We start from the raw sequence: 26,191 nt of genomic DNA on the forward strand, positions 1-26,191 counted from the left end.
AAACGGCGTGACGGCTTAGTGCGGCCGTGACGGCCCGCTGTACTGCGTGAGCCGGCTGACGGGCGTCAGCCGGCGCGTGCCACAGGGCTTGTTTCCGTGCTTCGGTTCCGTGCTTCGGTTCCGTGCTTCGGTTCCGTGGTTCAGTTCCGTTGCTTCAGTCAGTCGCGAAGTGCGACCGACTTCGGCATTACTTCTGGTAGCCGGCCTGCTTCACTGCGCGATCCGCGGTGGCCTGCCCTGCCGCCAACGCCTGGTCGACGGTCATCTGACCGGCAATCGCGCCGGAGATGCTCTGACCGACCACCGTGCCGAAGGACTGGAACTCAGGAATCCCAACGAACTGCACACCGGTGTACGGCACGGGCTTTAACGTCGGATGTTCCGGATCGGCCGTCTCGATCGCCTTCAGCACGAAGTCGCCAAACGGCGCGGCCTGCTTGTATTCCGGACGCGCATAGGTTGATTGACGCGTTCCCGGCGGCACCGAAGCCCAGCCTTCATCCTTCGCGACGAGTTCGATGTACTGCTTCGACGTCGCCCACGCGATGAACTTCTTCGCCGCGTCGGCCTGCTTCGACGACTTCGGAATCGCCAGCGCCCACGCCCACAGCCAGTGCGAACCCTTCGGCGTGACCGCCACCGGCGCGGCCGCGAAGCCGACCTTGTCCGCGATCTGCGATTGCTGCTTGTTGTAAAGCATGCCGGCTGCCACGGTCGCGTCGATCCACATCGCGCATTTGCCCGAGGACATCAGCGTGAGGTTTTCGTTGAAGCCGTTCGAGCTCGCTCCGGGCGGGCCGTTCTTCTTCAGCAGATCGACATAGAACGTGATCGCCTTCTTCCATTCCGGCGACGTGAGTTGCGCATGCCACTTTTCGTCGAACCAGCGGCCGCCGAACGTGTTCACGACCGTCGTGCCGTAGGCCATGTTCTCGCCCCAGCCGGCCTTGCCACGCAAGCAGATGCCGTACACGCCGTTGGCTTTGTCGGTGAGCTTGTCGGCGAATTGCGCGATCTGGTCGTAGGTCGGTTGATCGGGCATTTTCAGGCCCTTCGCTGCGAACAGGTCCTTGCGGTAATACGTCATCGAGCTTTCGACGTAAAACGGCAGCGCGTACAACTGGCCGCCGGAGGAAAGTCCGTCGCGGGCCGTCTTCACGACGTCGTTGAGATCGTAGTCGGCGGGCAGGTTCGTGAGCGGCGTAAGCCAGCCGCGCTTGCCCCACTGCGGGGTTTCATAGGCGCCGATCGTCATCACGTCGAACTGGCCGCTGCCAGTCGTGATGTCGGTAGTGGCGCGCTGACGCAGCACGTTTTCCTCGAGAATCACCCAGTTCAGCTTGATATCCGGATTCGCCTTTTCGAATTCTGGCGAGAGCTTCTTCAGCTCGATCATGTCCGGATTGTTCAGCGTCGCGATCGTCACCGTGGCCGCCGACGCGCTTAGCGCAAAGCAGGCAGCGGCGCCTGCGCTCATCGTCTTGAGCGCGGACTTGAGGGCTGGTTTCATGTGTGTTGTCTCCTTTCTCGTGCGTTATGTGATGCTGCGTTTGTTCTACGAAATGGCGCTGAATGACAGAGATAAGCGCGCGGGCAAACCCTCAACTCATCCAGTTACCGCCGTCCACATTAAGCGTTTGCGCGGTGATGTAGTCCGCGTCCGCGGAGGCGAGGAACAGCGCGGCGCCCGTCAGATCTTCCGGCACGCCCATGCGCCCGAGCGGCACCGCTTCGCCGACGAGGCGCTTCTTCTCGCCGAGCGGCCGGTTTTCATAACGGGCGAAGAGCGCGTCGACTTCGTTCCACATCGGCGTATCGACAACACCTGGCGCGATGCCGTTCACATTGATCTTGTGCGGCGCAAGCGCCAGCGCCGCGGATTGCGTATAGCTGAGCACCGCGGCCTTCGTCGCGCAGTAATGCGACACGAGCGCTTCGCCGCGCCGCCCCGCTTGCGACGACATATTGACGATCTTGCCGCCGCGGCCTTGCTCGACCATCCGCCGCGCGACGGCTTGCATGAGAAAGAACATGCCCTTCACGTTGACCGCGAAGAGGCGATCGAACACGTCCCAGGATTCGTCGAGGATCGGGCGCATATCGAAGAGCGCCGCGTTGTTGAAGAGAATGTCGATGTGGCCGAAACGCTCGACCGTGCTCGAGACGATGCGCTCGATGTCGTCGCGGCGCGTGACGTCCGCGGTGACGGTCAGCACGCGCTCGCCATGCGAGGCGCGCAGCGCCTGGCCGAAACTGTCCGCCGGCTTGACGTCGACGAGCACGCATTGCGCGCCTTCATCCAGGTAGCGCCGCGCGACGGCTTCACCGATTCCGCTTGCCGCGCCCGTCAGAATGGCCACCTTGTCTTGCAGTCGTGCCGCCACGCTTTGTCTCCGGTTCGTTTCGCTTTTCGACGCACAGTGAGCGAACGCTCATTACGTGATCAATTGCTCTGTTTGTGATCGAATGATCGGATACGCACCGGGTCATGTCAAGGCGCTCTATCAGATTTCGATGGTGCAGCGCGCAACGAGTGCATCGCCGGCTTGCCAGCTTCTGTCGAGTCCGGGATGACACGAAAACGAGATACGTTATATCATTTCGGCCTCGTCGGACGGCCCGTGCTTACGGCTACATGACATCGGCTGAACCATCGCCGTCATGTCCGCGATCCACTCAACCTCTTGCAGCAGGACACACCATGAAGAAGCTCGTCACGATGTCGCTCGCGAAGTATGTCGCCGCAGTCACAGCCGCGTTCGCGTTAAGCCATGCAGCGTTCGCGGCGGATGCGAAAATCCCGGTGGTCGCCGCGGAAAATTTCTACGGCGACGTGGTGCAGCAACTGGGCGGCGATCATGTCGACGTGACGAGCATTCTCAGCAATCCGGACGAGGACCCGCATCTGTTCGAAGCGAGCGCGAAGACGGCGCGCGCGTTGCAGCATGCGCGCCTTGTCGTGTACAACGGCGCCGACTACGATCCGTGGATGGCAAAATTGCTGGCAGCCTCGAAGAGCGCGCAGAGCGGCAAGCGCACGACGATCGTTGCGGCGCAGTTGACCGGCAGGAAAAGCGGCGACAATCCGCACCTCTGGTACGACCTTGCGACCATGCCGAAGGTGGCGCGCGCGGTGAACGAGGCGCTCGTCGCGGCTGACCCGGCGCACAAGTCGGCGTACGATGCGAACCTCGCGAAGTTTCTCGACTCGCTGAAACCCGTCGAGGCCAAGGTCGCCGAACTGCATGGCCGCTATGCGGGCACGCCGGTCACGGCAACGGAGCCGGTGTTCGGCTATATGTCGGACGCCATCGGGCTCGCCATGCGCAACATGCGCTTCCAGATGGCGGCCATGAACGAGACGGAGGCGAGCGCGTCGGACATCGTCGCGTTCGAACGCGATCTGCGCGAGAAGCGCGTGCGTGTTCTGATCTATAACAGCCAGGCAACCGAGGCCCTGACCAAACGCATGTTGAAACTCGCGCAGCAATCCACGGTGCCGACGGTGAGCGTCACCGAAACGCAACCCGCGGGCACCACCTATCAGACGTGGATGCTGTCGCAGCTCGACGCACTCGGCGCAGCTTTGGCAAAAGGCGGCGCGGACAATGCGGGCAATGCGGGCGCAGCGCCTGGCGGCGTCAAAGGAAAAAGCCAATGAATGTCACTGGCCGCGGCACGCCAGCCTATCCGTCAACCACGGCGTCAACGGCGGCGTCCACCGACACGCCCGCGGCAAGCCGCGCACCCGTGCTCGAACTCGATCACGTCACGCTCGAACTCGGCGGCCGCACGATCCTGCGCGATACGGGCTTCGTCGTGAATCAGGGCGAATTCATCGGCGTGCTCGGGCCGAACGGTGCGGGCAAGACCACGCTGATGCGCGCGGTGCTCGGCCTCGTGCCGGCGGCAAGCGGAACGATCCGTGTGCTGGGGCATCCGGTGGAACGCGGCAACGCATCGATCGGTTATATGCCGCAAACGCGCAGCGCGCTCGCCGGACGGCGCGTGCGCGGCCGCGATTTCGTCGCGATGGCCGCCGACGGTCACCGTTGGGGCCTGCCTCACGCCGACGCGAAAACGCGCGCGGACGTCGAGCGCGTGCTTGAACTCGTGGACGGCCGCAAGCTCGCCGAGCGGCCGCTGTCCGAACTCTCGGGCGGCGAGCGTCAGCGCCTGCTGCTCGCGCAATGTCTGCTGGGCTCGCCGAAACTGCTGCTGCTCGATGAACCGCTGATCAGCCTCGATCCGCATCATCAGAAGAGCGTGGTCGAACTGGTGCGCCGCGTGCAGCGCGAACTCGGCATTGCCGTGCTGTTCTCCGCGCACGAACTGAATCCGCTGCTGAACTCGCTCGATCGCGTGCTGTATCTCGGCAGCGGCGTCGCGGCGCTCGGCACCGTCGACGAAGTCATCACGCGGCCCGTGCTGTCGCGCCTCTATGGCTCGCCGATCGATGTGATGCGCGTGAACGGCCGCATCTTCGTGATGTCGGGCGGCGTCGAAGTGGAAAAGCACGATCACGAACACGAGCACGACGAGAACGGCGGACACACGCATTCGCACGGCCATTCGCACGGCCACTCACACGAGCAGCATCAGCACGACTCACGCGACGGACACAAGCACGATGTTTGAATACGACTTCATGGTGAACGCGTTTGCCGCGTCGGGGATCGTCGCGGTGCTCGCCGGCGTGGTCGGCTATTTTCTCGTGATGCGCGGACAGACGTTCGCGGGCCACGCGCTCTCGCACGTCGGCTTCACCGGCGCGACCGGCGCGGTGCTGATCGGCATCTCGCCGATCTGGGGGATGGTCGGCTTCACGCTGGCCGCGGGCATCGGCATGGGCGCGCTCGGCGAACGCCTCGCCGGACGCGACGTGGCCATCGGCGTGATTCTGTCGTTGTCGCTCGGCTTCGGCCTGCTGTTTCTGCACTTCTTCACGGCCTATGCAACGCAGGTCACCGCGCTGCTGTTCGGCAACGTGCTCGGCGTGAACGAATCGACGCTCGCTGTGCTCGCGGGCCTGGGCGTCGTCAGCCTGGTCGCGCTCGCGGCCATCATGCGGCCGTTGCTGTTCGCTTCGTTGCAACCCGAACTGGCCGAAGCCAAGGGCGTGTCGTTGCGCCTCGTGTCCGTGCTGTTTCTCGCGATAGCCGCGCTCGCGGTGGCGGCGTGCACGCAGATTGTCGGCGTATTGCTGGTCTTTACGCTGATGGTCGGGCCCGCCGCCGCCGCGCAAAACATGACGACGCGGCTCTCGGCCGGTCTCGTGCTGGCCGCCGGCCTCGCGCTGTTGCAAGCCTGGCTCGGCGTGACGCTCGCGTTCTATACCGACTGGCCGACGAGCTTCTGGATCACCGCGCTCTCCGCCGTCGTGTATGGCGCGAGTCTGCTGAAGCGCCGCTGAAACCGCTTTAACGCAAAGCACGCGATGGCGGCCCGCAACGGCGCCGCCATCTGCCTGCACGACTAAAGTCAGCCGAGCAGCACCTTCGCGTGATGCGCGATGTGATCCTCGATGAACGTCGAGATGAAGTAATAGCCGTGGTCGTAGCCCGCATGACGGCGCAACGTCAGCGGCTGGCCCGCGTCACGGCACGCTGCCTCGAACACGTCCGGGTACAACTGCTCGGCGAGAAACTGATCGGCGAGTCCCTGATCGAGCAGAATGCCCTCCGCAAACTTGCTCGATGCGCGCGCCACGAGTTCGCTCGCGTCGTACTCCTTCCACGCCTCGCGGTCGTCGCCGAGATAGCCGGTGAACGCTTTTTCGCCCCACGGGCAGCGCGTGGGCGCGGCAATCGGCGCGAACGCCGACACCGAGCGATAGATGTCCGGATTGCGCAGCGCCAGCATCAGCGCGCCGTGGCCGCCCATTGAATGACCGAAGATGCCGAGCCGCGAAGCGTCGACGGGCAGTTCGTTCAACACCGTCTCGCGAAGCTCGTCGCGCACATACGAGTACATCCGATAGTGCCGCGCCCACGGCTCCTGTGTCGCATCGACGTAAAAGCCCGCGCCCACACCGAAGTCCCACGCCGCGCTCTCGCCCGGAATGCCCGCGCCGCGCGGACTCGTGTCCGGCGCGACAAGCGCCACGCCGTGTTGCGCCGCGAAGCGCTGCGCGCCCGCCTTGATCGCGAAGGTCTCTTCGGTGCAAGTGAGGCCTGCGAGATAAAACAGCGCGGGCACCTTCGCGTTTGCATTTGCCTGCGACGCTTGCAACGCCTGCGGCGGCAAGTACACCGAAAAGCGCATCGGCAGGCCGATGGTATGCGACTCGTGGCGGTAAAAACGCTGCTCGCCGCCATGACAGGCGTGCGACGACAATAGCTCAAGCATCGTCTTGCTCCTTGTTCAAGCGCTCTGAATAAGCCGCGTTAGTACAGCACGACCGAGCGGATCGATTCGCCCTTCTTCATCAGATCGAAGCCTTCGTTGATGCGCTCGAGCGGCAGACGGTGCGTGATGAGATCGTCGATATTGATCTTGCCTTCCATGTACCAGTCGACGATCTTCGGCACGTCCGTGCGACCGCGCGCGCCGCCGAATGCGGAGCCTTTCCACTCGCGGCCCGTGACGAGCTGGAACGGACGCGTGCTGATCTCCTCGCCCGCCGCCGCCACGCCGATGATGAACGACTGACCCCAGCCCTTATGCGTGCATTCGAGCGCCTGACGCATCAGCTTCACATTGCCGACGCACTCGAATGAATAGTCCGCGCCGCCATCGGTGAGCTGCACGATGTGATCGACCACGTTCTCGACGTCGTTCGGGTTGATGAAGTGCGTCATGCCGAACTTCTTCGCCAGTTCGACGCGGCCCGGATTGATGTCCACGCCGATGATCTTGTCCGCGCCTACCATTTTGGCGCCCTGAATCACATTGAGCCCGATGCCGCCGAGGCCGAACACGACGACGTTCGCGCCCGCTTCCACCTTCGCCGAATACACGACCGCGCCGACGCCGGTCGTCACGCCGCAGCCGATGTAGCAGATCTTGTCGAACGGCGCGTCTTCACGCACCTTCGCGACCGCGATTTCAGGCACGACGATGTAGTTCGAAAACGTAGACGTGCCCATGTAGTGAAACAGAGGCTTGCCGTCGAGCGAAAAGCGTGAGGTCGCATCGGGCATCAAACCCTTGCCTTGCGTCGCGCGGATCGCCTGACAAAGATTCGTCTTGCGCGACAGACAGAACTTGCACTGACGGCATTCCGGCGTGTAAAGCGGAATGACGTGATCGCCCTTCTTCAGCGTGCCGACGCCCGGACCGGTATCGACGATCACGCCCGCGCCTTCGTGGCCGAGAATCGCCGGGAAGATGCCTTCGGGGTCCGCGCCCGAGAGCGTGTAATAGTCGGTGTGGCAGATGCCGGTCGCTTTCACTTCGATCAGGACTTCGCCGGCGCGCGGGCCTTCGAGATCGACTTCCTCGATCGTCAACGGTGCGCCGGCTTTCCATGCGATTGCTGCTTTGGTCTTCATCGTGAATGCTCCTGTGAGTCGGTGAATGCGTTGAACGTCGCGCCGTCTAGTGCGGCAGTGCGTTGGCAGTGCGTTTGCAGTGCGTTTGCAGTGCGTTAAGGCGCGCGAATGTCCGGGAAGGCTACGGTCGATGCCGTGCTGCGCGAGCTACAGGCTAACGCATGAAAAGCGTCATGGTATTGCAAAGTGCGTCACGGCATTGTCAGCACGTGACATCGCGGCTTTGTCCTTAAGGCGTCGGTGCGTCGAACCATGTCTCGACGCGGCCATACAGATCGAGAAAACGCGCATAGCGATCGGCAAGCGCGCGATCGCCTCGCGGGCTCGCCACGTGCGTCGCGCCCGGCGCGAGCGCGGCGAGATCGTGCACATGCCAGTAACCGCTCGCGATGCCGCCGAGAATCGCCGCGCCGCGCGGCGCCGCATTCGGGCAATCGACCGCATGCAGTTCGGCGTTCAGCGCATCGGCGAGCAACTGCCGCCAGCGCGCATCGACGGAACCGCCTCCTGCGAGCTTCGACGCCGTCACCGTTGCGCCGCTCGCGCGAATCGCATCGAGCCCTGCTCGCAGCGAAAAGGCGACGCCTTCGAATGCCGCGCGCATCATCGCGCCGCGCGTGTGATCGAGCGCAAGTCCGAGCCAGCCGCCCCGCGCCGATGCGTTGAGCCAGGGCGTGCGCTCGCCTGTGAGGTAGGGGAGGAAGGTGAGCGGTGCACCAGGCGCGACGTTGTTCGCGTGCGCGTTGCCCTCAGGGCTCAGGCTGACACAATCGCCAAACGCCTCGTTATAAGCATCGGCCCATTCATACGACAGCCATCCGCGAGCGCGTTCCAGCGCGATGCCGACGTTTTGCATCGCGGCCATCCGATACCAGTGATCGCTCGCCGCCCGATAACGATGCAAGCCTCTGACCGCGGCAGGCTCATGCTCGGCGAGCACGACGATCTGGCCGCCAGTGCCGGTGGTCAGCAGCGCGTCGCCGTCGCGAGCAAGGCCGCTGCCGAGCGCGGCGCAGGGCGTGTCGGCGGCGCCTGTCGCGAGCACGATACCCGCGCGCAGTCCCAACGCCTGCGCAGCATCCGGCGAGAGCACGCCGGCAGCGGCATACGACGGCCCCACAGGCGCGAACCATTCATGCGGAATACCGAGGCGCTCAAGCAGCGCTGTGTCCCACGCGCCGTCAGGATCGGCGAGCGCGGTCGCGCACGCGTCGGAAGGATCGGTCGCGACCGCGCCGCCCAGCGCCACGCGCAGCCAGTCTTTCGGCTGCAGCGCCCAACGCGTGCGGCGCGCCGACTCCGGTTCGTGCCGCACGATCCAGCGCAGCAACGGACCGGCCATGCCCGGCGCGACCGGATTCGGCTGCGGCTCGGGCCACGCGTCGAGCAGGGAAAGCGCGCGCGTGTCGGGCCACAGCATCGCGGGCCGCACGGCATTGCCTGTTTCGTCGATCAACACGACGCCGTGCATCTGCCCCGACAAGCCGATCGCCTTGACCTCGCGGCGCAGCGCTTCGGGCAAGCGCGCCGCGGCTTCGGTGAGCGCGCGCCACCATGTTTGCACCGACGTTTCCGCCCAGCCGGCATGCGGCGTCTCGAGCGCATAAGCGACGCTTGCGACCGCCTGCTCATGACCGTCTTCATCGACGATTGCGACTTTGAGGGAACCGGTGCCGAGGTCGATGCCGAGAAAACTCATGAGGGGTCAATGTGGTCGGTTGAGGCGCGAAGAAGCGCGCGCTGGAGATGCGGCAAGTCGCCTGGTATTGCCCGCCGCACGCGCGCTTTGCGTGGCCACCTGGCCGCGTGGCCGCGAGCTGAAAAGTCGGCAAATCGCGGGTTAACCCCGCCCCGCGGCGAGCCGCGCCAAAATACGACTATGCGCGCGGCCGGATACACGTCATCGATTCTCACATATATCGCAGCAGCTCGGGCACGCGGCGCGAGCGCGCACGCAGCGCCGCCACACGGGGCTGACCGCCAATGAAACCGCTCTTCGCCGCGATCTGAAGCGTGAAAGCCGCGCTACCCATATCGTGACCGGGAATGCCGGAATAGGCGCCAGCGGTCTTGTTGCGCTTTTTCGTCCCCGATACCTTGGAGTCCATCCCAAAACTCAGACGGTGGAGAGAGACGTTATGCAATCGAACACGGTTCACCCGTGCGACGAGCGGCTGCCCGCAGGCCAGTTGCTCACCCTCGGCATCCAGCACGTCCTGGTGATGTACGCCGGCGCCGTCGCCGTGCCGCTGATCGTCGGCGCGGCGCTCAAGCTGCCGAAAGACCAGATCGCGTTCCTGATCAGCGCCGATCTGTTCTCCTGCGGCATAGCCACCCTGATCCAGACGCTCGGCTTGTGGATCTTCGGCATCCGCCTGCCGGTCATCATGGGCTGCACGTTCGCCGCGGTCGGCCCGATGGTCGCGATCGGCACGAACCCCTCGCTCGGCATTCTCGACATCTTCGGCTCGACCATCGCCGCTGGCGTGATCGGCATTCTGCTCGCGCCGGCCGTCGGCAAGCTGCTGCGCTTCTTCCCGCCGGTCGTGATCGGCGTGGTGATTTCGGTGATCGGCCTCTCGCTGATGGGCGTCGGCATCAATTGGGCAGCGGGCGGCGTCGGCAATCCCGACTACGGCAATCCGGTGTACCTCGGCCTGTCGCTGATCGTGCTGATGCTGATCCTGCTCATCAACAAGTTTGCAAAGGGTTTTGTCGCCAACATCTCGGTGCTGCTCGGCATCGTCGCGGGCTTTGCGATCGCGCTCGCGCTCGGCCGCGTCGATATGGACGGTGTCACGCATGCGCCGTGGGTCGGCTTCGTGATGCCGTTCCACTTCGGCCTGCCGCACTTCAATCCGCTTTCCATCGCGACGATGGTGACCGTGATGTTCGTCACCTTCATCGAATCGACCGGCATGTTCCTCGCGGTCGGCGACATGGTCGACCGGCCGGTCGATCAGAAAACGCTGGTGCGCGGCCTGCGCGTGGATGGACTCGGCACGCTGATCGGCGGCATCTTCAACTCGTTTCCGCATACGTCGTTCTCGCAGAACGTCGGCTTGATCGGCGTGACGGGCGTGAAAAGCCGCTTCGTCTGCGCGATGGGCGGCGTGATTCTCGTCATGCTCGGCCTCTTTCCGAAGATGGCGCAAGTGGTCGCCTCCGTGCCGGCTTTCGTGCTCGGCGGCGCGGGCATCGTGATGTTCGGCATGGTCGCGGCCAACGGCATCAAGGTGCTGTCGAAGGTGGACTTCGTGAAGAATCACCACAACCTGTTCATCGTCGCGGTGAGTGTCGGCCTCGGGCTCGTGCCGGTGGTGTCGCCGCACTTCTTCGCGAGGCTGCCGGCTGCGCTGTCGCCGCTTCTGCACAGCGGGATTCTGCTGGCTTCGGTGTCCGCGGTCGTGCTGAATCTGATTTTTAACGGCGTAAAAAGCGAGAAGAAGGCGCAGTGCGAAATCCGTGCGGCCGGCCATGATTTCGACGGACGCGGCGGCAAGGAGCCGCCGCGCGATGAAATGCTGCGGGCGGCGGATTTGCATTGAGGCTCGTGGCTCTGCGGTTTATGGCTCCGAGGCTTATGGCTTCGCGGCTTATGGCGGCGAAGCGCCGAGCGCCGCTCAGTCGCGAAGCCACGCTAGCTAGGCGAGCCGCTGTCTGTCAGAGAACCGCCATAAAAAAACAACGCCACGGCATGCCGTGGCGTTGTGCTTTTCAAGCGTCGATTACCGCAACGCTCAGCCCGCGGTAGCAGCGGAAGCCGCCGCCGGCGCGCTGGCCGCGCCGTAGTCGACCGGGACATCGGGCGGACGCGGCTGATCGCCGTTATGCTCGATCCACCCGCCGCCGAGCGCCTGGTACAGCGTGACCAGGTTCTGCAGGCGCTGCATGCGCGCGGTGATCAACGACTGCTGCGCCGAATACAGATCGGTCTGCGCGGTCAGCACCGACAGATAACTATCGACGCCGTTCGTATAACGCAGAGTCGACAGATCCAGCCGGCGCTGTTCTGCAAACGCATTGCGCTCGAGCGACCGGATCTGCTGATCGTACGTGCCCCGCGCGGCGAGCCCGTCCGCCACTTCGCGGAAGGCCGTCTGGATCGCTTTTTCGTACGTGGCGATTTGCGCGTTCTTCTGGATGTTGGCGAGGTCGAGGTTGGCCTTGTTCTGGCCGCCTTCGAAAATCGGCAACGTGATGGACGGCGCAAAACTCCACGCGGCCGAACCCGGCTTGAACAATCCGCCGAGCGTCGGGCTCAGCGTGCCGAAGCTGCCCGTGAGCGAGACCCTCGGGAAGAACGCCGCCCGTGCCGCGCCGATATTCGCGTTGGCCGCGAGCAGATTCTCCTCGGCCTCCATGATGTCCGGACGACGCGTCAGCAGATCGGACGGCAAGCCCGCCGGAATGTCCGTCAGCAGATTCTGGTCGCTGAGCGTGAGGCCCGGCGGCAGATCAGCCGGCAGCGGCTCGCCGAGCAGCAGCACGAGCGCATTCTCGGCCTGTGCGCGCAAGCGCTCCTGCGCCTGCAGGTTCGCGCCCGCTTGCTCGACCACGGTCTGCGCCTGGCGCAGATCGAGTTCCGAGCCCGTGCCGTTGTCGAACTGCAGCTTCGTGATGCGGTACGACTCCTCGGCGGTCTTCAGCGTGCCTTGCGTGACTTTCAGCAGATCGTCGAGTTCGAGCACCGTCAGGTACTGATTCGCGACCTGCGAAACCAGCGCGATTTCAGCCGCCTTGCGCGCCTGCGCGGTGGCCAGGTACTGCGCCAACGCCTGATCCTTCAAGCTCTGAATGCGACCGAAGAAGTCGATTTCCCACGAAGCGTTCAGACCGACCGAATACGAGTTGCTAATCGTCCTGCCGGCCCACCGACAGATTCTCCGGCGTGCGCGATTTGCTTTGCGAAGCCGCGGCGTCGAGCGTCGGGAACAGGCCCGCGCGAACGATGCGGAACTGCGCCTGCGACGCCTGCATGTTCAGCACCGACACGCGCAAATCGCGGTTGTTCTTCAGCGCGATGTCGATCAGCCGCTGCATGCGCGGATCGACGAAGAAATCGCGCCAGCCGATGTCCGCCGCGGCCACGCCGTTCGCGCTGCGCGCGCCCGACTGGCCCGGTTGAGTCGCGCCCGGCTGCGTTTCGTACACGCCGCCGGTCGGGAAGTTGCTCGTCACCGGCGCGGCGGGGCGCTCGTACTTCGGCGCCATCGTGCAACCAGCGGCGAACAGCGCGACCGCTACTGCAATCAAAGAGTGTTTTTGCATCTCAATGTCCGTCCTTGCCCGAGGCATTGCTGTCCGGATCATGCGGATGGTGCTGGTTGTAGTGTGCAAGCGCCACATCCGGGTCTTCCGTCTCGCCGCCGAACTTCGCGCGAATCACGACGAAGAACATCGGGATCATGAAAATCGCGAGGAAGGTCGCCGTCAACATGCCGCCGATCACGCCCGTACCGATTGCGTGCTGGCTCGCCGAGCCGGCGCCGTTGCTGATCGCGAGCGGCATCACGCCGAGAATGAACGCGAGCGAGGTCATCAGAATCGGGCGCAGCCGCAGACGCGCCGCTTCCAGCGCGGCCTCGATCGGGCCCATGCCTTCGCTCTGCTGCAACTCGCGCGCGAATTCCACGATCAGAATCGCGTTCTTCGCCGACAGCCCCACCGTGGTCAGCAGACCGACCTGGAAGAACACGTCGTTTTCGAGCCCGCGCAGCGTCGCGGCCAGCAGTGCGCCGATCACGCCGAGCGGCACCACCATGATCACCGAGAACGGGATCGACCAGCTTTCATACAGCGCCGCGAGACACAGGAACACGACGAGGATCGAGATGCCGTAGAGGATCGGCGCCTGCGAACCGGACTGACGCTCCTGCAGCGACAGACCCGTCCACTCGTAGCCGATACCCGCGGGCAGCTTCGCCACGAGCGCTTCCATCGCGGTCATTGCCTGACCGGTCGACTTGCCCGCCGCCGCCGCGCCCTGGATTTCCACCGCGGAAATACCGTTGTAGCGCTCGAGCTTCGGCGAACCGTAAGTCCACTCCCCGCTTGCGAACGACGAGAACGGCACCATGCCGCCGCCCGTGTTGCGCACGTACCAGGCGTTCAGGTCTTCGGGCTTCATGCGGAACTGGGCATCGCCCTGCATGTAGACCTTCTTGATCCGGCCGTCGGTATCGAGGAAGTTGTTGACGTACTGCGACGCCCACGCGATCGAGAACGTCTGGTCGATCGCCGACAACGACACGCCGAGCGCCGCCGCCTTTTCGTGGTCGATATTCACCTTGAACTGCGGCGTATCGTTCAACCCGTTCGGACGAACCTGAGCCAGCGTCGGATCTTGCGCGGCCATGCCGAGCAGCATGTTGCGCGCTTCCATCAGCTTGGCGTGACCGACACCCGCGCGGTCCTGCAGCTCAAAGTCGAAGCCCGCGGCCGTGCCGAGTTCCGGAATCGACGGCGGATTCACCGGATACACCAGCGCGCCCTTATAGCTGCCGAAGTGCATGAAAAGACGGCCCACCAGCGCCTGCACCTTTTCGTCCGCATGCTGACGCTGCGCGTAGTCCTTCATCCGCACGAACACGAGACCCGCGTTCTGACCGCGGCCCGCGAAGCTGAAGCCGTTCACCGTGAAGGTCGATTCGACAATCGCCTTCTCGCCGTTGAGCAGGTAGTCCGACACGTCCTTCAACGCGCGCGCCGTGGTTTCCTGCGTCGAGCCGGACGGCGTTTGCACGAGCACGAACATCGTGCCCTGGTCTTCGTCAGGCAGGAACGACTTCGGCAATTTCACGAACAGCAGACCGACCGCGAAGATCACCACCATATAGATGATGAGCCAGCGGCCCGAGCGCTTGATCACGTGGTGCACGCCCGAGTGATACTTGTCGCGGCTCTTGTTGAAGGTGCGGTTGAACCAGCCGAAGAAGCCCTTCTTCTCTTCGTGATGACCTTGCGGAATCGGCTTGAGAATCGTCGCGCACAAGGCCGGCGTGAGAATCAGCGCGACCAGCACGGACAGCACCATCGCCGCCACGATCGTCAGCGAGAACTGCCGGTAAATCGCGCCGACCGAGCCGCCCGAGAACGCCACCGGCACGAACACCGCCGACAGCACGAGCGCCACGCCGACGAGCGCGCCGGTAATCTGGTCCATCGCCTTGCGGGTCGCGTCGCGAGGCGATAAGCCCTCTTCCGCCATCACCCGCTCGACGTTTTCCACCACCACGATCGCGTCGTCCACCAGGAGGCCAATGGCCAGCACGAGACCGAACATCGACAGCGTATTGATGGAGAAGCCCACCACGCTCATGACCGCGAACGTGCCCAGCAGCACCACCGGCACGGCGATCGTCGGGATCAACGTGGCGCGCAGGTTCTGCAGGAACAGGTACATCACCAGGAACACCAGCACGATACCTTCGAGCAGCGTCTTGACCACTTCCTCGATCGACAGACGCACGAACGGTGTGGTGTCGTACGGGTACTTCACGACGAGACCGTGCGGGAAGTACTTCGACAACTCGTCGACCTTCGCGCGCACCGCCTTCGCGGTAGCCAGCGCATTCGCGCCCGTGGCGAGCTGAATACCGAAGCCCGCGGTCGGCTGACCGTTGTACTTCGTGTCGAAGTTGTAGTTCTCGCCGCCCAGCTCAACACGCCCCACGTCCTTGATGCGGACTTGCGAGCCGTCCGGATTCACCTTCAGCAGAATGTTGCTGAACTGTTCCGGCGTATTAAGCAGCGTGGCTTCCGTGATGGTCGCCTGCAACACCTGCCCCGGCACCGACGGCGTGCCGCCGAGCGAGCCGCCCGCGACCTGAACGTTCTGCGCCTGCAACGCGCTCTGCACATCCACCGGCGTGAGGCCGAAGTTGGTGAGCTTGTTCGCGTCGAGCCAGATGCGCATCGCGTACTGCGAGCCGAACAGCGTGACCGTGCCCACGCCGTCGATACGGCTGACCGGGTCCTGCACGTTCGACGCCACGTAGTTCGCGAGGTCGTACTTGTTCATGCTGCCGTCTTCGGACACGAACGCCATGACCAGCAAGAAACTGCTGCTCGACTTCGTGACCTTCGTGCCGAGCTGCTGCACGGCTTGTGGCAACAGCGGCGTGGCGAGCTGCAGCTTGTTCTGCACCTGCACCTGCGCGATGTCAGGATTGGTGCCGGCCGCGAACGTCAGCGTGATGGTTGCCGTACCCGAGTCGTCCGAAGTGGACGACAGATACAGCAAGTGGTCGAGACCACTCATCGACTGCTCGATCACCTGCGTGACGGTGTTTTCGACCGTCTTCGCCGACGCGCCCGGATAGGTTGCGCTGATCTGCACAGCCGGCGGTGCGATGGTCGGGTATTGCGCGATCGGCAATGTAAACACCGACGCAATGCCCGCGAGCATCAGGATGATGGCGATCACCCATGCAAAAATCGGGCGATCAATAAAGAACTTTGCCATGTGGCGGGCTCCCTGTTATTACGCGCCCGATGCTGCGGAAGCGGGTTGAGCCGTCTGCGCAGCGCCGCTGGCGGCCGGCGCGCCCTGGGCGGCTGCGCCCGAGGCTGGCGAGGCGGGAAGTTGTGCGGCAACGGCTTTGACCTGCATGCCGGGCTTCGCCTTGTCGGTGCCCTGCACGATCACGCGGTCGCCCGGCTTCAGCCCGTTCTCGACCACCCAGTTCGAACCGTACGTACCCGACGTGACAAGCTGACGCAGCGCGACCTTGTTGTCTTCGCCGACGACGAGCGCGGTCGGCTGACCCTTCTGGTCATGCGTGATACCGACCTGCGGCACGACGAGCGCGTTCTCGTTCACGCCTTCCTCGATCTTCGCGCGCACGAACATGCCCGGCAGCAGCACCTTGTCCTTGTTCTGGAAGATCGCGCGGACGGTGACCGAACCGGTGCTCTGGTCGACCGTGACGTCGGTGAACTGCAGCTTGCCCTTTTCCGAATAGGTGCGGCCGTCTTCGAGAATCAGCGAGACCTTCGCTGCGTCAGGTCCGTTCGTCTTGAGACGCCCTTCCTGAATTTCCCGGCGCAGCTTCAGACCGTCGAGGCTCGATTGCGTCAGGTCGACGTAGACCGGGTCGAGCTGCTGGACGGTGGCCAGCAACGTCGCGGCGCTCGCCTGCACATACGCGCCCGGCGTGACTTGCGATACACCGACCTGGCCCGTCACCGGCGAGGTGACGTCCGTATAGCCGAGGTTGATCTGCGCCGTCTCGACCGCGGCCTTGCCGGCGGCGACGTCGGCCGCGGCCTGGCCTTGCGCGGCCACCGCGTTGTCGTAGTCCTGCTTGCTGACCGCGTTGGCGGCGACCAGCACTTTGAAGCGGCTGGCCTGCGCCGTGGTCGACGCAAGGTTGGCCTGCGCCTTGGCGAGCGAGGCCTTCGCGTTATTCAGCGCGGCGATATAAGGCGCCGGATCGATCTTGTACAGACGTTGACCCGCCTTGACCTGACCGCCTTCCGTGAACTCACGGCGCAGCACGATGCCGTCGACCCGCGCGCGCACTTGCGCGACCAGGAAGGCGCTGGTGCGGCCGGGCAATTCGGTGACGACAGGTACGGTAGTCGGCTGGACGGTGACGACGCCAACTTCGGGCGTCTGTTGCGGCGGGGCAGATTGTTTTGGTCCGCATGCTGCCAGCAATATGGCAGCCGTCGCGGCACTGATTAAGCGGAATGGAACCCGTTCGACGCGCATGGAGCGACCTCTGTCTATGACTGAGAATGAAAAAGTGCGCGCATCCCTACCCCGGGGACAGCAGCGCACACATGCGTCTTGCGACGCTCGACCGGAAGCCCGTGAAGACGTACCGAAGTTACGAGGCACCTGGGCGATATGCGCCAAACCGGGAAATGCCGCACGGCGCCGCCCGTTCGGGCGCGACGCAAAGAGCGTTTTGAAAGGCAACAGTGACGGATATTAACTGGTCGTCACGGCTTGGGCTATCCGATCGTGGGGTGCTATTATATATACATTCAAGAATGAATGTAAAAGTGCGTTGCTTCTCGTGCAGGGCGGGGACCGGCAAGAATGCTTCGGCAAACACTCAAGAGCAGACGGATTGTCACCGGGCGTACTTAAAAAAGCTCGGGAAAACCCCACAATCAGGGCAGGTCATATAACCATGGTGCGACGAACCAAGGAAGAAGCGCTGGAGACGCGCAATAGCATTCTCGACGCGGCAGAAAGAGTGTTTTTCGAAAAAGGCGTATCGCGCACGTCGCTCGCGGACATCGCGCAGGCGGCCGGCGTCACGCGCGGCGCCATCTATTGGCATTTCTCGCACAAGAGCGACCTGTTCACGGAGATGTTCGACCGGGTGCTGCTGCCGCTCGACGAACTCAAGGCCGCGTCGCTGGACCCCAACGAGCCCGATCCGCTCGGCCGTCTGATGGAAATCTGTATTGTGTGCGTGCGCGACACCGCGAACGATCCGCGCCGCCGCCGCGTGTTCGACATTCTGTTTCTGAAGTGCGAGCTGGTCGAGGAAATGGGACCGGTGATGGTCCGCTATCAGACCAACATGCGCGAGGCGCTGGTCAAGATCGAAGGCGGCTTGCGCAATGCGATCTCGAAGGGGCAATTGCCCGCGGACCTCGACACGAAGCTGGCCGCGGCGATGGTGCATGCGTTTGTCGGCGGATCGTTGCGCGACATGCTGTTCCTGCCCGATGCGACCGATTTCGCCGCGCTCGGCGAGCGCATGGTCGAAGGCATCTTCGATGCGCTGCGCATGAGCCCGGCGCTGCGCAAGTTGGCGTAAGGCTGTCGGCGGCTCGGGCTCGTCGCGGCTTTTCAGCCGCGTCCGTGGCTCTGCTGTCAGCGGTTCCTGCTGCGCGCTTTCTGATTCGACGCATAGATATTGCCGCGTTCCAGCGGCACGCCGCTTTTCACCGCGGCAAGCCATTCGTCCGTGCTCGCGACCGCCGCGAAGCGCGACTGCAACACCACGCAAAATACCCGGTGGATGTCCTCTGCGCTCGCAAAGCCCGCGCTGTTTTCGTATGGGACCGAGCCCGTTGCATCGTGCAGAAACTCGACCGTGAGCCCGGCGTGGACCGCGTGGTTGATCGTCGACGCATCGCAGTTGTGCGTCATGTAGCCGGCGACCGTCAGCGTGTCGATCTGACGCGCGGTCAGCCACTCGGCGAGATCCGTGCCGGTGAAGGCGCTCGGCAGCGACTTTTCCACGTAGTGATCGTGCTCGCGCGAGGCGACCACCGGGTGCAGTTCCGCGCCGTCGCTGCCGCGCGCGAAGATCGGCGAGCCGCCCGGCGCGAAATTCTGCACGACGACGACCGGCACGCCGGCCGCGCGCGCCGCATCCATCGCGCGGCCGATGTTGGCGAGCGAGCTTTGCACCTCCGGAAATTCGATCGGCAGATCGCCGCTCACGTATTCGTTCTGCACGTCGATGACGATGAGCGCGCGGCGCGGGCTGGTCATGGCAAGACTCCTGTGGATGTTGATCGAGGTCGCGCGCCGCCGTTGCTGCGAGCGCGGAAGACCGGGCTGCAAGCCGCAACGGCAGCGGCGATGACGCATTGTTCCTCCACCGCGCCTTCGACAACAGCGGCCCGTTTGACAATCTTCGCTAGAATCGGGCCATTGCTTTTCCCACCGACGTTGTCATTCCACCAGGTGCCCGACTCATGGCTGCATCCGCCGCATCGGCTGCGCTGGCCGCTTCGTCCGATCCACAGCACGCGCACATCGTCGCGGTGATCGCCTTCGACCGCATCAGTCCATTTCACCTCGCGGTGCCGTGCGTGGTTTTTGGCGAGGACCGCAGCGGCGCCGTGCCGCATTTCGATTTTCGCGTGTGCGCGGCCGAAACCGGCCCGCTGACGACGACCGCGGGTTTCTCGATCGCCGTCACGCATGGCCTCGAAGCGCTGGCCGAAGCCCACACGATCATCGTGCCGAGCTGGCGCGATCCCGACGAGCCGCCGCCCGCGGCCTTGCTCGACGCGCTGCGCGCGGCCCATGCGCGCGGCGCGCAACTCGTAGGACTATGCCTCGGCGCGTTCGTGCTGGCCGCGGCCGGCATTCTCGACGAGCGCCCGGCGTCGACGCACTGGGCGTGGGCCGACGACTTCGCGCGCCGCTACCCGCGCGTGAGGCTCGACCGCGACGTGCTGTATGTTGACGACGGCAACGTGCTGACATCGGCAGGAACGGCGGCGGGACTCGATTGCTGCCTGCATGTGCTGCGCAAGATGTGCGGCGCGGAAGTGGCGAACTTCGTCGCGCGCCGGCTGGTGGTGTCGCCGCATCGGCAAGGCGGGCAGGCGCAATACATTCAGCAGCCAGTGCCGCCGAACATCCGCGAAGACCGGCTGTCGGGCCTGCTCGACTGGGTGCGCGGCAATCTCGACGCGCCGCATACGCTCGACAGCCTCGCGGCGCGCACGCTGATGAGCCGCCGCACTTTCACGCGGCGCTTCAGGCTCGCCACGGGCACGACTGTCGGCGCATGGCTGCTCGCGCAGCGGCTCGGGCGCGCGCAGCAGTTGCTCGAGAGCACGGATGAGTCGGTGGAGGCGATCGCGGGCATGGCCGGGTTTGGGTCGGCGGCATCGCTGCGCCAGCATTTCGCGGACGCGTTTCGCAGGTCGCCGTCGGCGTGGCGAAGGGAGTTTCGCGGTGCGTGACGCTGTGTAGCCGATGCGAGTGGCGCGATGGGCGAAGCTCGCGACGTATCAGGCGCTCAGCGAGAAAGCAACCCCCGCCCGGCAACGAGCGCGCGACAAGACCAAGCGCGGCCCGGAACGACGTCCTTTCGTAGGCACGCACCGCGATTTCGTAGTCGCGCCGGCGCGACAGTCGTCGTCATGGGTTGCGCGTCACACGCCAACGTCAGCGCGGCGCAATTCGCCCTCACCGCTCACTAATCCACCGCGCGACATACAACAACAACGCGACAAGAAAAATCATCGCCGCCCACGCCCAGTTCGGCACGGCATGCGGCGTCGGTTCGTGATGCGAGACGCTGTGCGATACGCTCGCCGCCCGTCCGCCGAGCGCGCCGCCGTCTTCACCGCGAGTGCGCCGCGCGATGCCGCCCAACGTGATCGGCCGCAAAAACACATGCTGGCGACGCGCCGCCGAACCGCGCGCGCGATTCGGACCCTGGCCGTGCTTCGCGCACACGACCGCGCTGAATTCGGCGAAGAAATCGTCGGCGAGTTGACGCAGCGCGTTTTCGAGTTGACGCGTGGGCAATTGCGCGAGCGGTCCCGACGACGTCGCCCAGATCGTGTAGTCGATCCGCGTGCCGCGCTCGCGACCGCCCGCCGCGCCCTCTTCCGCGCGCAGCCGCACTTCGATCTGTCCGCGCAGCGACCCGACACCGTCGGCGCGCGCCTTGAAGTTGATGGTGCGGCGTTCCGCATCGGCGGGGCCCGAATCCTGGCCGGCGACGTGCGCGCGAACTTCGTAACGCGCGCGCAGCGGCCCGAGCGGAACCGTCATGGTCAGCGCGTATTCGCCGTGCGCAAAGCGCGTGAACGACTCGCAGTTATCGAGGCTGGCGCGCAGGAGCGCGAGGTCTTGCAACGCGTCCCAGACATCGGACGGCGCAAGTGGAATCCGCAACGCGTCGTTCAGTTCCATCCCAGCCTCCCGACGAACGCGCGACAGCCGATCAGGACGTCTGATCGATGCGGTCGACGCGCGATGAGTAAAACGCGAGATAGCCCTTGATTCGGCCCGCCTGCTCGAACGGCGTCTCGTAACTCCATACGGCGTTTTCGATCAGGCCGTCTTCGGTGCGCAGATGAAAGTACGACGCGTCGCCCTTGAACGGGCAGTGCGTGGTGTGCGTCGAGCGCTCGAGCCGCGCCATGTTCACGTCTTCGCGCGGAAAGTAGAACACGTCGGGCAGGCCGGTCTCGCTGAGTGTCAGCGCGGCGTGCGTGTCGGCCATCGTCACGCCGCCGTGGATCACGCGGACGCGGTGATCGTTGCCGGTGATCGCGATGGCATGTCCGCCGGCGGACTTGTCCCGGCTTCCGTGGGGTGTCAAGGCATCGCTCATGTCTCGGCTCCGTGAAAGTGTGCGGTCGTGCAAACAGCAAAGCCACGGGACAGGCCCGTGGCTTCATTATCTGTCAAAGTTCTCACGATTGCGCGGCGTCCATGCGGATACCCCGTCAGCCTCGGGTTTACTGGGTGTTCCAGTAGAACGCCGCTTTCGCCGTGCCCTTCGCCGGGACCGTCAGGGCCTTCGACTGGTCGCGGTCCTTGTAGGCCGCATGCACCGTGTAGCGGCCCGGCCGCAGCTTCACGAGCATGTACGGACCGCGCGACGTCGTGCTCAACACCTCGCCGTTATGCGCGTCGACGATCCGCACATGGACGTCGGCGAGAAAGTCCGAGCCTGGCCCCGTGAAGCGCAGCGACAGCGGCCACTGGCTTTGCGCCTGCTGCAGCGCCTTCGACTCGTCGAGACCGACGCCGCCCGAGACGAACGACACGTCGCCTTGCTGCTGGATTTGCGGCAGACCTCCGCCGTTGACGTTGCCTGCGCTCGTCTGGTCGGTGGTGGTGCCACCGGTTACGTCGCTCGCCTGCTGCGCGTACGCGCCGCCCACCAGACCGAGAGTGAGCGCCACGCTGGCCGCGGCGGCTACGATCTTTCGCTGAGTGCGTTGGTTTTTCATCGGTTTGCTCCTTATTGACATCCTTCGTCCGGCACCCGTCGATGAGGCCGGATCAAGGATGGACGCAACCCGCGTGCCACGCGGCCGCTCGCCGGGCCGGCAAACCGCCGCCGTGCACGCCCCCTGCCGCAAAGCGCCGCCTCGCGGCTTCAGCCCTGAAAACAAAAATGCCGGTCTGTGTGCAGTAACTGCAAACAGACCGGCAAGCCTTACTTCATGCGATACGTCAGATCGGAACTCGGCCTGCGCCGTCGATCAGCCGAGGTCCACCGGCACGAAGATCTGCGCGTTGTCGCGCTGGATCAGCAGCGCGATGCTATTGCCTGCGCCCGCAACCATCTGCTTCAACTGATCGACGCTCGCGACGGGCCGGCCGTTGACCGCGAGAATCACGTCGCCCGGCTGGATGCCCGCGCTTTCCGCCGCGCCGCCCGACTGCTGCACCAAGAGCCCGTGCGAGATCGCAGCGCTGCTCTTTTCTTCCGGCGTCAGCGGACGCACGGCGACGCCCAGACGCCCTTGCAACTGCGTCGGCTGATCGGCCTTGTCGGAAGCGACCTTGCTGTCGGACAACGAGCCGATCGTCACCTTCAGATCCTTCGTGCCCTTGTCGCGCCACACTTGAACCGCGGCCGTGCTGCCAGGCGCGAGACCGGCGATCTGCGAGGGCAGCGCCGACGAATCCGTCACCGGCTCGCCGTTCACCGAGAGAATCACGTCGCCCGGCTGCAAGCCGGCCTTTGCGGCGGGGCCGCCCGGATCGACGGAACTGACGAGCGCGCCTTGCGGCTTCTGCATGCCGAACGAGTTCGCCAGCGTCTGGTTCATGCCCTGCACCGCGACGCCGAGGCGTCCACGGCTCACGTGACCGGTCTTGACGATGTCGTCCTTAACCTTGATCGCCTCGTTGATCGGGATTGCGAACGAAAGCCCCTGGAAGCCGCCCGTCTGCGAGTAGATCATCGAATTGATGCCGATCACTTCGCCCTGCAGATTAAAGAGCGGCCCGCCCGAATTGCCCGGATTCACCGGCACGTCGGTCTGGATAAACGGCGTGTAGTTTTCGTTCGGCAGCGAACGCGACTTCGCGCTGATGATGCCCGAGGTCACCGTATTGTCGAAACCATACGGCGAGCCGATGGCGACGACCCACTGCCCGACCTTGCTCTGACGCGGATCGCCGATCTTGACCGTGGGCAGATTGCCCGCATCGATCTTCAGCACGGCCACGTCGGACTGCTTGTCGGCGCCGACCACCTTGGCCTTGAATTCGCGCTTGTCGGTGAGCTTCACAGTGACGACGTTGGCGCCGTCCACCACATGCGCGTTGGTCAGAATATAACCGTCGCTGCTGACGATGAAGCCCGAGCCGAGGCTCGCGCTCGGCTGATCGGGCACATCGCCGCCGTCGCCGCCTTGCATGCCCGGCATGCCGCCGAAGAAGTGCTTGTAGAACTGATAAAACGGGTCGCTCGGATCGATCGGCAACTGGTTGCCGCCATTGCCACCGTTGCCGCGCAGCGCCGCGCGCTTCACGACATGCTTCGCGCTGATGTTGACGACGGCCGGCCCGTAGGTTTCGACGAGACCGGAGAAATCGGGAATGCCGGTTTTCGCAGCGGCTTCGGCGGGCATCATCGCGGCTTGCGCCGGCGTGATGACCTGCGGCGCCGGCACGTCGCGATGGCCCGCCACATAGCCGGCGGAAAGCGCTACGGCGACAGCAGCCGCGACGGCGCTGCGGGACAAGGTTTTCGCGTTCATTGTGTGCTCCTGACTGGAGAAAGAAACTTGGATGTCAGGAAGCGTAAGCGTTATCGCTTAAAGGAGACTTAAGCAGCGACAGATCGCGTTCGACTAGTTTAGCCCTTGTTTCAGGGGCTTTTCTTTAGAAAGGAAGTTGAAACCTTGTCGCCTAGAAGCGCACTGTGACCTGGAGCCCACCCGCCGGCGATTCGTCGAGCGATATCGCCGCCTGATGCTGGGTCGCGATGCGCCGCACGATCGCGAGGCCCAATCCGCTGCCGGCCACGTCGGTACGCACGCGATTTTCGCCGGCGCCCGCGCGGTAGAAACGGTTGAACACGCGCTCGCGTTCTGCCGGCTCGATGCCCGGTCCGCTGTCGGCGATACGCACGACCGGATGCCCGCCTTCCACATGCAGGCTCACGTCGACGCGCCCGCCTCGCGGCGTGTACTTGGTTGCGTTGTCCACGAGATTGTTGAACATCACGCGCAGCGATTCGGGGTCGCCGATCACCGTGGCCGACTCGCTCGCCTCGATGCCGAGATCGACGCCGCGATCCTGCGCAAGGGGCGCATACGCGAGCACGCAGTCCGAGAGGAGCGCGCGCAAGTCGATTGCATCGGTCGCGGCAAGGCCGTCCGGCTCCGAGCGCGCGAGCGCGAGCAGTTGCTCGGCGAGGCGCGTGGCGCGCGTCACGCCGGCTTGAAGATCGGCGAGCGCTTCGCCGCGCGCGGCGTCGTCTTTTGCACGCGACACCAGTTGCGCCTGAATCTGCACGGCGGCGAGCGGCGTGCGCAGTTCGTGCGCCGCATCGGCGACGAAAGCCTTCTGGATATCGAGCGCGGTGGCGAGCCGCTGCAACAACCCGTTGAGCGCGCGAACGAGCGGCTGCACTTCGAGCGGCAGACGTTGATCGGGCAACGGATCGAGCGCCTCGGGATGCCGCGTGTCGAGCGCGCTCGTCACGCGCCGCAAAGGACGCAGCCCGCGTCCGATGATGACCCACACCGCGAGCCCGAGCACCGGCAACAGCACGATCAGCGGCCACAGCGTGCGCAACGCGACGTCGGCGGCAAGGCGGTTGCGCACCGAGAGCGGCTGCGCCAGCTGCACGACGTTATCGCCGACGATCGCGCCATACACGCGCCACTCGCCGCGTTCCGTGTGCTCGGTCGAGAAGCCGAGTTCGGCGCGCGGCGCGAGCGGCGCACGCGGACGCGAGTAGTACATCAGCACGCCGTTGCGGTTCCAGATTTGCAGCACGATGCCTTCGTCGCCGGTATCGCGCGAGCCGAGCACTTGCGAGAACGGTTCGGCGGGCAACGCCGCCGCGATCTGCTCCAGCTGGTAATCGAACAGTTCGTTGGCTTCGGCAAGCGCCTGGCGATAGATCAGCCAGCCCGCGATGCCGACGCCGAGCAGCACGAGCGCAAGCAGCCAGACCAGCAATTGACGGCGGATGGATCGCATCGGCTCAGGCTTCCTTCGCGATCATGTAGCCGAGGCCGCGCACGTTGCGGATCAGCTCCGCGCCGAGTTTCTTGCGCAGCGCGTGAATGTAGACCTCGACCGTATTGCTGCCGATCTCCTCGCCCCAGCCGTACATTTTTTCCTCGAGCTGGCTCTTCGACAGCACCGCGCCTGGCCGCGCGAGCAGCGCTTCGAGCAAGGCAAATTCGCGCGCCGACAACGCGACCGGCGCGCCGTCGAGCGTGACCTGATGCGACGCGGGATCGAGCGTCAGATTGCCGTGGCGGATGGTCGAATCGCTGCGTCCCGACTGGCGGCGAATCAGCGCCCGCATGCGCGCGCCGAGTTCGTCGAGATCGAACGGCTTGACGAGGTAATCGTCTGCGCCGGCGTCGAGGCCCTTCACGCGGTCGGCCACCGCATCGCGCGCGGTGACGATCAGCACCGGCAACGCGTGGCCGCGCGCACGCAGCGTGCGCAACACGTCGAGACCGTCGCGCTTGGGCAGGCCGAGGTCGAGCAGCACGAGATCGTAGGGCTGGCTCGACGCCGCGCTGAGCGCCGCTTCGCCGTCTTCCACCCAGTCGACCGCGAAGCCTTCGCCGCGCAGCGCCTTGCGCACGCCTTCGGCAATCATCCGGTCGTCTTCGACTAGCAAGATGCGCATGGTCACATTCCTCAACATTCGATGATGCCGCATTCTAGCGCCCGCTTCGCACTGCGCGCCCGACGACGCATTTTTCGCCGCAGGCTGCACGCATGTCACTACAATGGGCGCTTTGCGTCGCACAACGCC

At 64.7% G+C, this 26,191-nt stretch carries 21 protein-coding genes and 1 pseudogene; 6 read left to right on the forward strand and 16 right to left on the reverse strand.

Features of this window, described 5'->3' with window-relative positions:
• Positions 1-187: 187 nt before the first annotated feature.
• Together ABIE53_RS16755 and ABIE53_RS16760 are read right to left on the reverse strand one after the other, a co-directional pair.
• Positions 188-1,510, reverse strand: a complete 1,323-nt coding sequence (locus ABIE53_RS16755; protein WP_006050006.1) for an ABC transporter substrate-binding protein — start codon at positions 1,508-1,510, stop codon at positions 188-190.
• 91 nt (positions 1,511-1,601) lie between these two features.
• The gene (locus tag ABIE53_RS16760; RefSeq protein WP_006050005.1) at positions 1,602-2,384 is read right to left on the reverse strand and encodes an L-iditol 2-dehydrogenase; all 783 of its coding nucleotides are present in this window, start codon (positions 2,382-2,384) and stop codon (positions 1,602-1,604) included.
• A gap of 317 nt (positions 2,385-2,701) precedes the next feature.
• Here ABIE53_RS16760 and ABIE53_RS16765 point away from each other — a divergent pair, with 317 nt between their 5' ends.
• The 3 genes from ABIE53_RS16765 to ABIE53_RS16775 are packed head-to-tail and all read left to right on the forward strand — an operon-like array spanning position 2,702 to position 5,413.
• Positions 2,702-3,661 (forward strand): metal ABC transporter solute-binding protein, encoded by a 960-nt coding sequence (locus tag ABIE53_RS16765; protein WP_006050004.1) that lies wholly within the window; start codon positions 2,702-2,704, stop codon positions 3,659-3,661.
• The gene (locus ABIE53_RS16770; RefSeq protein ID WP_175130890.1) at positions 3,658-4,638 is read left to right on the forward strand and encodes an ABC transporter ATP-binding protein; all 981 of its coding nucleotides are present in this window, start codon (positions 3,658-3,660) and stop codon (positions 4,636-4,638) included. Before ABIE53_RS16765 ends, ABIE53_RS16770 begins: the two co-directional genes overlap by 4 nt.
• Positions 4,631-5,413 carry a metal ABC transporter permease gene (locus tag ABIE53_RS16775; protein WP_006050002.1) on the forward strand — a complete coding sequence of 261 codons (783 nt, stop codon included), beginning with the start codon at positions 4,631-4,633 and terminating at the stop codon, positions 5,411-5,413. The genes ABIE53_RS16770 and ABIE53_RS16775 overlap by 8 nt, the downstream gene beginning before the upstream one ends.
• Positions 5,414-5,481: 68 nt before the next feature.
• On the opposite strand, the gene fghA is transcribed toward ABIE53_RS16775, so the two are convergent.
• From fghA to ABIE53_RS16795, 4 genes are all read right to left on the reverse strand, one after another.
• Positions 5,482-6,348 (reverse strand): S-formylglutathione hydrolase, encoded by an 867-nt coding sequence (gene fghA, locus ABIE53_RS16780; RefSeq protein WP_006050001.1) that lies wholly within the window; start codon positions 6,346-6,348, stop codon positions 5,482-5,484.
• Between the two features lie 38 nt (positions 6,349-6,386).
• Positions 6,387-7,493, reverse strand: coding sequence for an S-(hydroxymethyl)glutathione dehydrogenase/class III alcohol dehydrogenase (locus ABIE53_RS16785; RefSeq protein ID WP_006050000.1), 1,107 nt, complete (start codon positions 7,491-7,493; stop codon positions 6,387-6,389).
• Positions 7,494-7,722: 229 nt separating this feature from the next.
• Positions 7,723-9,192: a xylulokinase gene (locus ABIE53_RS16790; protein ID WP_006049999.1), complete on the reverse strand. Its 1,470-nt coding sequence runs from the start codon at positions 9,190-9,192 to the stop codon at positions 7,723-7,725.
• A 211-nt stretch (positions 9,193-9,403) separates the two neighbouring features.
• A complete protein-coding gene (locus tag ABIE53_RS16795; protein WP_006049998.1) occupies positions 9,404-9,601 on the reverse strand; it encodes a hypothetical protein in 198 nt (65 codons plus the stop codon).
• A 30-nt stretch (positions 9,602-9,631) separates the two neighbouring features.
• On the opposite strand from ABIE53_RS16795, the gene ABIE53_RS16800 reads away from it, so the two are divergent.
• The gene (locus ABIE53_RS16800) at positions 9,632-11,041 is read left to right on the forward strand and encodes a nucleobase:cation symporter-2 family protein (RefSeq protein ID WP_006049997.1); all 1,410 of its coding nucleotides are present in this window, start codon (positions 9,632-9,634) and stop codon (positions 11,039-11,041) included.
• A 192-nt stretch (positions 11,042-11,233) separates the two neighbouring features.
• Here the strand turns inward: ABIE53_RS16800 and ABIE53_RS16805 are convergent.
• From ABIE53_RS16805 to ABIE53_RS16815, 3 genes and pseudogenes are all read right to left on the reverse strand, one after another.
• Positions 11,234-12,764: pseudogene (locus ABIE53_RS16805) on the reverse strand (efflux transporter outer membrane subunit).
• 1 nt (position 12,765) lies between these two features.
• Positions 12,766-15,960, reverse strand: coding sequence for an efflux RND transporter permease subunit (locus ABIE53_RS16810; RefSeq protein ID WP_006049994.1), 3,195 nt, complete (start codon positions 15,958-15,960; stop codon positions 12,766-12,768).
• A gap of 18 nt (positions 15,961-15,978) precedes the next feature.
• Entirely contained in the window at positions 15,979-17,211 is a 1,233-nt protein-coding gene (locus ABIE53_RS16815) for an efflux RND transporter periplasmic adaptor subunit (RefSeq protein ID WP_006049993.1), read from the reverse strand.
• 427 nt (positions 17,212-17,638) lie between these two features.
• On the opposite strand from ABIE53_RS16815, the gene ABIE53_RS16820 reads away from it, so the two are divergent.
• Positions 17,639-18,277 (forward strand): TetR family transcriptional regulator, encoded by a 639-nt coding sequence (locus tag ABIE53_RS16820; protein ID WP_006049992.1) that lies wholly within the window; start codon positions 17,639-17,641, stop codon positions 18,275-18,277.
• Between the two features lie 56 nt (positions 18,278-18,333).
• Here ABIE53_RS16820 and ABIE53_RS16825 read toward each other — a convergent pair whose 3' ends face one another.
• Positions 18,334-18,960, reverse strand: a complete 627-nt coding sequence (locus tag ABIE53_RS16825; RefSeq protein WP_006049991.1) for a cysteine hydrolase family protein — start codon at positions 18,958-18,960, stop codon at positions 18,334-18,336.
• A 206-nt stretch (positions 18,961-19,166) separates the two neighbouring features.
• Between ABIE53_RS16825 and ABIE53_RS16830 the strand changes: the two genes are divergently transcribed.
• The gene (locus tag ABIE53_RS16830) at positions 19,167-20,168 is read left to right on the forward strand and encodes a helix-turn-helix domain-containing protein (protein WP_006049990.1); all 1,002 of its coding nucleotides are present in this window, start codon (positions 19,167-19,169) and stop codon (positions 20,166-20,168) included.
• Positions 20,169-20,394: 226 nt separating this feature from the next.
• Here ABIE53_RS16830 and ABIE53_RS16835 read toward each other — a convergent pair whose 3' ends face one another.
• From ABIE53_RS16835 to ABIE53_RS16860, 6 genes are all read right to left on the reverse strand, one after another.
• Positions 20,395-21,129 carry an SRPBCC family protein gene (locus tag ABIE53_RS16835; RefSeq protein ID WP_006049989.1) on the reverse strand — a complete coding sequence of 245 codons (735 nt, stop codon included), beginning with the start codon at positions 21,127-21,129 and terminating at the stop codon, positions 20,395-20,397.
• Positions 21,130-21,160: 31 nt separating this feature from the next.
• Positions 21,161-21,553 (reverse strand): DUF427 domain-containing protein, encoded by a 393-nt coding sequence (locus ABIE53_RS16840; RefSeq protein WP_006049988.1) that lies wholly within the window; start codon positions 21,551-21,553, stop codon positions 21,161-21,163.
• A 127-nt stretch (positions 21,554-21,680) separates the two neighbouring features.
• The gene (locus ABIE53_RS16845) at positions 21,681-22,178 is read right to left on the reverse strand and encodes a hypothetical protein (protein WP_006049987.1); all 498 of its coding nucleotides are present in this window, start codon (positions 22,176-22,178) and stop codon (positions 21,681-21,683) included.
• A gap of 255 nt (positions 22,179-22,433) precedes the next feature.
• Positions 22,434-23,942 (reverse strand): DegQ family serine endoprotease, encoded by a 1,509-nt coding sequence (locus tag ABIE53_RS16850; protein WP_006049986.1) that lies wholly within the window; start codon positions 23,940-23,942, stop codon positions 22,434-22,436.
• 151 nt (positions 23,943-24,093) lie between these two features.
• Positions 24,094-25,395 carry an ATP-binding protein gene (locus tag ABIE53_RS16855; protein WP_006049985.1) on the reverse strand — a complete coding sequence of 434 codons (1,302 nt, stop codon included), beginning with the start codon at positions 25,393-25,395 and terminating at the stop codon, positions 24,094-24,096.
• A gap of 4 nt (positions 25,396-25,399) precedes the next feature.
• Entirely contained in the window at positions 25,400-26,062 is a 663-nt protein-coding gene (locus ABIE53_RS16860; RefSeq protein ID WP_006049984.1) for a response regulator, read from the reverse strand.
• Between the last annotated feature and the right edge of the window lie 129 nt (positions 26,063-26,191).

The sequence above is a fragment of the Paraburkholderia sp. OAS925 genome, from assembly GCF_040543975.1.
In the GTDB taxonomy this organism is placed as follows: Bacteria; Pseudomonadota; Gammaproteobacteria; order Burkholderiales; family Burkholderiaceae; genus Paraburkholderia; species Paraburkholderia graminis.